Below are 8,455 nucleotides of genomic sequence, written 5' to 3'. Positions count from 1 at the left end.
TTCTCAAAAAAAGCATGATGCTATTTTGTGCTGTGAAGTAAGTGATGATTATTTCTCTACTGTAGAAATGTTGAGATAATCACAATTCATATTTGAGTATAATAAACACGGTATTTTGCTGTGACAAGATAGTTGCGATCAAAATTCTGATGATAAAAACTGTAAAGTACTTTTGAACTTATATGAAGGATGCCGACAAGCCGAACAATACCCTTTTCTTCTATCTTTCTGTCATAACGCCTTACGGCATACAACCAGAGATCCCTGACTTTCAATATATCGACATCTGGGACATCAAAACCCCAATTTTTAGCCAGACTCATGCAATAGGCTTCGTTGGTCACAACACCCTGCAAATCTTTGACAGGAGTCTTGATGATATGAGTAGTCGGAGCCCCATTTAAGGGCAGATAGATTCGATGATCTTTGATATAGACCGGCAGCTTCTCCATTCCTCCTGCCAGGGAAAGCCTTCTTTCTTCTGCAGCCAGCAACGGATTGATCCCCAACTCAGTTATTTTTTCTGCTAAATCCTTTTCTGAAAAAGGTTCATATTTGTAATCATTCGGTCCAGGGTAATCGACATCAGGGGGATAAAGAGAAACGGCACCGGCACAATCCCCGCCAATAGCACGGAGCAAGGAAAATTTATCCTCTTCAGCAATGCCTAATTTTCGTGACAGAGCCGTCAATACCTTTGCTTCAGGTAAAAGATTTGTGAAATAGGAATAACAGCTATCATTCAGAAAAGGTTTTTCTTGTAAAGGCAAGGAAACGGATAAATGAAAACTATCATGCTTTCTCAACTACTCTTTTGAGTATTGAAAACAAAATCTGTTTTGATCATCCAACCAAAGCTCACCGGCAAGCATGCCATTTATGTACACAAAAAGTTTATTCATCATTCAAGTTCTTTTTGATGTAGTTTATAAGCTTCCTTTTGGATTTTGGTATCAGCACAGTTTCATATCCGAGACCTTCAAGCACCTGCAATACTTTTCCAAGCTGAGCTGTAGGTTTTCCGTTCTCTAACTCAGACAAGAAACGTATCCCAACATTGAGATAACCTGCAGCTTCTGCTTGGGTAAACCCTTGTTCTTTCCTGACGGTTTTTATCAGTTCGCCGATACGTTTCGAATCCAATTGTACACCTCTTCATAAAATATTCCCCACCGGGAAAATATCATGCTTAATAATGCAAAACAACTCCATTATTCCCGATCAGGAAAAATTACCCGGAATTGGAATGAATTATAAAAAAATTGCCCGTTCGGGAAAAATGGGGGATGGGGTCAAGTCTTGAAATATAAGTTTTTGGGATAAAAAGTGAGAATTTAAGACCCCAAGCCCGGAAAATAAATGGTGGCATCAGGACGATCCTAAAAATCATCGGGCGGCTACCTTTCCACTTTTTGATTCAACTTACCAGATAATAAACTGCCACCCCAAAAGGTCAATGAATATATGTTTGCGTTAAAAGGATAGTAAGGCCATATCAAAGAGGTCAGAATTCCCAACTGACAAAATAAAGCAGAAGAAGATCTTGTATATGCATGATTATATGTATATAGTTGAATTATGAAAATCATATGGGATGAAAGCAAACGGCAAAGCAATATAGTCAAGCATGGACTTGACTTCGCCCAAGCCCACATGGTTTTTGCCGGGTCCACGTTCACCTTTGAAGACACCCGAATGGATTATGGTGAACAGCGGTTTGTAACCATTGGATTATTGGATGGTGTTGTGGTTATCGTCCATACAGAAAGTACCGATGAAATCAGAATAATATCCATGAGAAAGGCGACCAAAAATGAACAAAGACTCTATTTCAAAAACCTCTATGGATGATGAATACCCGGAAGTAACCCAGGCTGATTTTGACAGAGCTGTTCTTCGTCAGGGATTAAAACCAGTAGAAAAAAAACAGCGGATTACCATCATGCTGGATGCCGGGGTTATTAGTTATTTCAAATCAAAAGCAGGAAAAAAAGGATACCAGACCCTGATCAATGAAAGCTTAAAAAAAATTATAGCAGAAGACCAAACCGACCAGCCGAATCTTGAAAATATGTTAAGAAAAGTTATCCGGGAAGAATTAGAGAAAGCGTCAGCATGAAAACACTTCACCTTATCCGTCATGCCAAATCAAGCTGGAAGGACGCAAGTCTTGCAGATATTGACAGACCCCTGGCCCCCAAGGGCATCCGGGCATGCGCTGTCATGGCGCCTGAAATTGCAAAAACAGGCTGTGATTTCTCTCATGTTTTCACAAGTCCTGCAGCCAGGGCCAGGGAAACCATTGAGAGGATTGCCGACAGTCTTAAAACGCTCTCTTTTACCTGGACCGTGACAGAAAAACTATACACCTTCAGCGCCCACGACCTTTTGGAATTCTGCCGGGATGATCTGCCTGCAGACATTGACCAGGCGGTTATTGTGGGCCATAATCCGGCGTTTCATGACTTCTGCAACCGGATGGGAGACACAACCATAGAAAAGTTGCCCACCTGCGCCTATGCCCGGCTGGAACAGAACACGGATTCCTGGACAGATATCGGCCCGCGCACGATGCAGCTTACTGTTTTTTTAACCCCCAAGATGTTTATTCGTGGTTTCATAAAAAATAAAGGTCTCATTAATGAGTAATCAATATGTTAAGGTACGCACCCCCAGCGCCTTTGTTGTGTTCACCCTGTTTCTGCTGATCTTTTTGTCACCGGCCTTTGCACTAACCACACAAGACAAGGCCGAAATCATTGCTGAAAATTTTATCGCCTACGCAAAGCGTTTTAAAACCATTGAAAAGGTCCGGCCCCTGGAAACCAACCTGGCGGGGGCGGAATCGCCTGTTTTGTCCGGCTGGATCATTGATTTAAGCGACAAAGGCTATATCGTGTTGCCGTCATCCACGGCAGCCTATCCCATTAAAGCCTATTCATTTGATACGAAATTTGATGATCTGCCGGAACCTTTCAAGATTTTCATCAAGAAAGAGCTTGAGGCGCGCGCCCGGGCCGGGGATGCAGCACCAAAACGCACATCCCTTGTTTCGGAAGCTTTGACACCAGAACAAACTGCCCGGAATTTATTATTAACCTGGGATGAAAAAGAGCATAGAAGGGTGGCCCAAGCCTACACGCCATCTGATTTTCTGGTAAAAACACAATGGAACCAGGGATTTCCATATAATAAATTCCTGCCTGAAATCGACGGCCAAAATGTGGCCACCGGGTGCGTAAATACAGCCCTTGCCCAAGTGATGAAATACCACGGCCACCCCCGGTCCGGCAGGGGAATTTCATCAAGTTATACCTGGAATAATCAGGAACTTACTGTTATTTTACATCATCCCTATTACTGGACCAATATGCCGGACACACCGGGGATGTCAGCGCAACCCCATATCCAGGATGAAATCGCCATCCTGTTCAAGGACATCGGTATTATCAATAAAACCCAATTCGGTATAACTGAATCCAGCGCTTATCTCCATAAGGATAGTGTGATAAAGCATCTGGGGTTTTCCAATACCATGGCAACGATGAGTAATTCCAATACCGATGCATTTTTTTCAACCCTCAAAGCCCAGATTGATCAGGAATTACCTGTGCTGTTATCCCTGCCTGGACATATGGTCATTGCAGACGGGTATCATGAAGACGGTACGGGCAGAAACTTTCATCTTAATATGGGGTGGGGGGGCACAGACAATAACTTTTATTATCTGGATCAGAATATTGTGACAACCAACAAAATATACCCTCCCAGCCTTGAAATGATCTACAATGTCAAACCCTGCACCGGGCCGGATTGTGAATCTCCTGATCCGGTCACTCAATCAATGCCGCCGGTTTTGAATAACCGGTTTGACGACCTCATCCTGAAGGAGAACGCAAGTACTCTGAAAATCAGGGTGGACGCCAGGGATGGAAATGGTGATGCCGTAATACTTAAAACCATTTCAAGCAACCCGGATGCTGTATCGGCAGCCCTTGAAAATGATATCCTGAGTCTGACCCCCCTGCAGGGCAGCAGCGGTAATGCTGCAACCGTTCGCGTGACAGCTGAGGCCGGCGGCCAGGCAGTCAGCAAAGACTTTTTGGTAGTTATTACGGGGGACGCCATCACCCTTGGGCCTTCCCAGAACCAGACCGGTAAATTCGGAAGCCAGGATGCCGTCTATACCCACAAAATCATTCTCCAGGGCGCATGTACGATCTCAGGGGATCGGGGATACAGCAATCAAGCCTTTTATATGGGCTTGAAAAACAGCCGGGGGCAGGTCATTGTTGCCATAACAGATGATTTCGGGGCTGCAGATATTCCCTCCCCTTTGCCTTTAGATGTGTATACCCTGTCTGTTTCCCTGAAATCCGGCGGATGGTTTTATCCCTATACACAGGGGGATCATGATGAATATGTCATACAGGTCAAAGCACCGGATTTTTCCGCCTCAACCTCCCAGCTTGCCGATCTTCTCGGTGTTGATATGTCAAGGACGGTTTTCACTGTGCCGGGTGATGTTGACGGAGATTTCCAGGTCACGGTGGCAGATAAAATACTTGAGCTGAGAATGCTGACCCATGGCGGGGATCTGCCGGAATGGGATCAGGGGGATGATACCAGCGGCAATGGGACAATTGGTATTGAAGATGTAATATATTGGCCTTAAAATAGAGTTTTCCTGTTTATAACCACAGAAGACAGGGAAAGCACTGAAAATTAAGTGGCGTCCGAGCATAATTAAAGTAGTTTTCTGTTCCACAATGCGGGAGAAAGGAGTTTTGCAGATGAGATCGATAAAAGCGCTAAAGACGATATTTCAACTCATTATTTTATTTTTTTTCCTGGGGATTCCTTTAGTCAATGCCGCAACCGATGTGACTGATAACATCACTGAAAATGCGACATGGACCCTTTCCGGCAGTCCCTATCACATCAAAAATTCCATATCCGTTGGAAATGATACTCAGGATGTTACGCTGACCATTGAAGCGGGCGTTCAAGTCATTTTCAGGGACCTGAGAGGCGTTGCAGACAACCGTATCGACTTTATCGACGGCGCGTCACTGGTGGTACAGGGAGCCGCTGACCAAAAGGTTTTGTTTACCTCTGAAGTGACGGATAAAACCCAGATCGGTATCTACGGCGGTTTACGCTTCCATGAAGATGCCGATGCCGCCGGTTCGGCAATCAACCATGCTGTGTTTGAACAGGGCCGGGATGCGGTCAAGATTTATACCGGCACCCCTCTATTTCAAGATTGTGTGTTCCGGTACAATGAAATCGGATTGTTTCTTGAGACCACGCAAAACACACAGACCGCCATCAATCCCCTCATCACCGGGTGCGCGTTTGAACACCATTCCAATTACGGTATCCATCTCATTGATTCAACAGCCCGAATTTCGTCGTGCCGGTTTGAAAACAACGGGATATGGTGGGATTTTCACGAACGATGGCTTCCCAAAGAAGGGGCGGCCATCCGCCTGGAGAACAGTGATCCGGTATTGTCAGGCCTCTCAGCTCCGGCCTGGAATATGACCAACGGCGTAAATCAGTTCGTTGAAATCCGCAACAACTATGACCGGAACCTGATCCTGGAACTGCCGGGGCAACTGGATGGTGGTGAACAATTTCCCTATGTTGTCACGGCATCGTTTTCCATCGGGAATCAAACCTCTCCAGTATCCCTGACCATCCCTGAAGGGGTGAAAATTGCATTCCAGGATCTGCGCGGCATCAGTCACTGCAGAATCGATATCGACGATAATGCATCCTTGTCCATACAGGGGACCCAGGACAAACCGGTTCTTTTGACCAATGTAGAGCCGGATAAAACCGTTACCGGGGTCTGGAACGGAATCCGTATCCTTGAAACCGCTGATGGCTCCGGGTCTCACATCTCTCATGCGGTTTTTGAACAGACCAGCACGGCAATTGAAATTTACAACGGCACCCCGGTGATCGAAAGTTCGGTTTTCAGGTACGGGATTAACGGTATCTGGATTGAAACACCGGACAATTATACCGGTCCAACCATAAAGCCCGCCGTGACCCATTGTACATTTTTACATCACGATAAATTCGGTGTTTTTATTTCCGAAGCCGATGCCGCGATCAGCTCCTGCCGGTTCGAAAACAACGGCACCTGGCGGGATTGGAACGGAAAATGGGTCCCGGACGAGGGCGGCGCCATTGGTATTGATGATTCAGACCCGGAACTTTCCTACAACACCTGTCCGGCCTATGATGCCGTATCAGGCATTAATCAGTTCGTTTCTATTTACGATTATTTCAGCCGCAGCGCCACCTGGAAGGTGCCCGGCACACGCGACGACGGCACACCCATGCCCTATTTTTTATGGCGAACCATTTATGTGGAAAATCAGGACGAAACCGTTCAACTGACCATTAAGGAAGGGGTTAATGTTGTTTTCAACGATTTAAGGGGGGTGTCCCACTGCCGGCTCACCCTGGGAAAAAACGGGGTGCTGATCGTATCGGGAACAGATGAAAAGCCGGTTCTGTTTACCGGTGTGGAACCGGATAAAACCCAGAACAGTGTCTGGACCGGAATCTGGTTTTACAACGATTCATTTCCGGAATCATCAAAAATTTCAGGGGCTGTTATTGAACAGGCCTATGAGGGAATCGGGATTGAGACCGGAAAACTGGAAGTGGAACAAACGATTTTCAGGCGGTCCCGACAGGGGATTTTCATTGAAAATTCAGCAAACATGAAAATAACCGGCAGTCGGTTTCTGAACAACCAATACGGCATTTATGCGAAACAGCCCGGGAATGATGTTGTCGTTTCAGGTTCCGTATTCCAGGAAAACGAAACATTCGGCATTTACAATGAAGAAGACGTCTGTATTGACGCCCGTAATAACTACTGGGGGCATGGCACCGGCCCCCTGGATGATTCAGATGAAGCAGATTGTGTGTACCGGAGAGGGTTTACCCATCATAATCCTGCCGCCAAAGGGAACAAGGTTTCCGATCATGTCATTTACGCGCCGTGGAACAAGAGTGAGACGCCGTGCCTGTGTCCGGATACGGACCTGGACGGTGTCCCGGATGCCTGGGATGAGTGTCCGGACACACCGGCCGGCAGTTTTGTCAACAACAGGGGATGCCGGACCATGGTTCAATGGGATATCGGTGACGACGGAAAGCAGGGTCTGCCGGAAGTCATGCATATTTTAAAGGCGATTTCAAATCAGTAAACGCCAATGTTGGATTAGGGTTGGGTAACTTAATTTGATGTTCTTTTTTTAAAAAAATTCAATTGCTCAATGTGGGTTTTTCAAATATTATCCACAGTTATAATGTTGTGTATTAAAAAAAAGCATCAAAATTAAGGGGGGAATAAAATGATCAAACGAACGCTGTTAATGCTTATCTTGTTTCTATTTTCATGGACGATTTGCAGCGCACAGGAAGTTGTTGTGTATACCTCGGTGGATAAAATTTTCAGCGAACCCATTCTTCAACATTTTGAAAAGGAGACCGGTATAAAGGTTGCCGCCCTTTACGATGTTGAAGCATCCAAGACCGTGGGCCTGGTCAACCGGCTTATTGCGGAAAAAAACAGACCCAAGGCGGATGTGTTCTGGAATTCTGAAGTGACCCGGACAATTCAGCTGAAAAAAGAAGGGGTATTAACGCCCTATAAGTCCGTACACTGGGACGCCTTCCCCAAAATTTTTAAGGACAGCCAATACTATTGGACCGGGTTTGCCGCAAGAGCAAGGGTTCTTATCTATAATACCAACCTATTGAGTGACAAAAATGTGCCGGACTCCATCTTTGAGTTCACCCAGCCTGCCTGGCGTGGAAAAGTCACCATGGCCTACCCGCTTTTCGGCACCACAAACATGCATGTGGCAGCCCTCTATTCTTTAATAGGCCCCGAAAAAACGGAAGATTATCTTAGAGGGCTGGCAGCCAACGAGACCCTTATCGTCAATGGAAATTCCGTCACCAGAGACCTGGTTGTCGAGGGAAAAATCCCCATCGGCTTTACGGATACGGACGATGCCAATGTGGCTGTAATGAAAGGGAAGCCGGTTAAAATCATTTATCCGGATAAAAAAGGAATCGGGACATTATTAATACCCAATACCGCTGCATTAATTAAAGACGGGCCCAATCCCCAAAACGGGAAACAGCTTATTGACTACCTATTATCCAGAGAAACGGAGAGTCGGCTGGCTTTTGGAGAATCGGCCCAAATGCCGTTGCGTTCCGGCGTAAAGAAACCGGCGCATATGCCCGATTATTCTGAAATCAAGGCCATGGAAGTGGACTACATGGAAGTTGCCGCTTATATAAAACAGACCTCTCGTTTTTGTCAGGACGTATTGGCGCCCTAGGGCGCTGATCTGCTGAACCACGGAAAACACGGAAAGTCGAGAAAAACATTGAACTGAGTTTGATTTTTGAA

At 45.8% G+C, this 8,455-nt stretch carries 8 protein-coding genes; 6 read left to right on the top strand and 2 right to left on the bottom strand.

Annotated features, from left to right (window positions below):
- Positions 1-86 precede the first annotated feature (86 nt).
- Together HXW94_RS10600 and HXW94_RS10595 are read right to left on the bottom strand one after the other, a co-directional pair.
- Positions 87-806 carry a HipA N-terminal domain-containing protein gene (locus HXW94_RS10600; RefSeq protein ID WP_178366872.1) on the bottom strand — a complete coding sequence of 240 codons (720 nt, stop codon included), beginning with the start codon at positions 804-806 and terminating at the stop codon, positions 87-89.
- A gap of 88 nt (positions 807-894) precedes the next feature.
- A complete protein-coding gene (locus HXW94_RS10595; RefSeq protein WP_178366871.1) occupies positions 895-1,143 on the bottom strand; it encodes a helix-turn-helix domain-containing protein in 249 nt (82 codons plus the stop codon).
- A gap of 435 nt (positions 1,144-1,578) precedes the next feature.
- On the opposite strand from HXW94_RS10595, the gene HXW94_RS10590 reads away from it, so the two are divergent.
- The 6 genes from HXW94_RS10590 to HXW94_RS10565 all read left to right on the top strand — a co-directional run bounded on the left by HXW94_RS10590 (position 1,579) and on the right by HXW94_RS10565 (position 8,384).
- Positions 1,579-1,851, top strand: coding sequence for a BrnT family toxin (locus tag HXW94_RS10590; protein WP_178366870.1), 273 nt, complete (start codon positions 1,579-1,581; stop codon positions 1,849-1,851).
- Positions 1,814-2,119 (top strand): BrnA antitoxin family protein, encoded by a 306-nt coding sequence (locus HXW94_RS10585; protein WP_004075692.1) that lies wholly within the window; start codon positions 1,814-1,816, stop codon positions 2,117-2,119. Before HXW94_RS10590 ends, HXW94_RS10585 begins: the two co-directional genes overlap by 38 nt.
- Positions 2,116-2,649: a SixA phosphatase family protein gene (locus HXW94_RS10580; protein WP_178366869.1), complete on the top strand. Its 534-nt coding sequence runs from the start codon at positions 2,116-2,118 to the stop codon at positions 2,647-2,649. Before HXW94_RS10585 ends, HXW94_RS10580 begins: the two co-directional genes overlap by 4 nt.
- Positions 2,642-4,675 (top strand): C10 family peptidase, encoded by a 2,034-nt coding sequence (locus HXW94_RS10575; protein ID WP_178366868.1) that lies wholly within the window; start codon positions 2,642-2,644, stop codon positions 4,673-4,675. Before HXW94_RS10580 ends, HXW94_RS10575 begins: the two co-directional genes overlap by 8 nt.
- 118 nt (positions 4,676-4,793) lie before the next feature.
- Entirely contained in the window at positions 4,794-7,235 is a 2,442-nt protein-coding gene (locus HXW94_RS10570; protein WP_178366867.1) for a right-handed parallel beta-helix repeat-containing protein, read from the top strand.
- A gap of 147 nt (positions 7,236-7,382) precedes the next feature.
- Entirely contained in the window at positions 7,383-8,384 is a 1,002-nt protein-coding gene (locus HXW94_RS10565) for an extracellular solute-binding protein (RefSeq protein WP_218576677.1), read from the top strand.
- Positions 8,385-8,455 lie beyond the last annotated feature (71 nt).

This window comes from Desulfobacter latus (assembly GCF_013389365.1).
In the GTDB taxonomy this organism is placed as follows: domain Bacteria; phylum Desulfobacterota; class Desulfobacteria; order Desulfobacterales; family Desulfobacteraceae; genus Desulfobacter; species Desulfobacter latus.
This window is presented reverse-complemented; position numbering and strand designations above follow the sequence as displayed.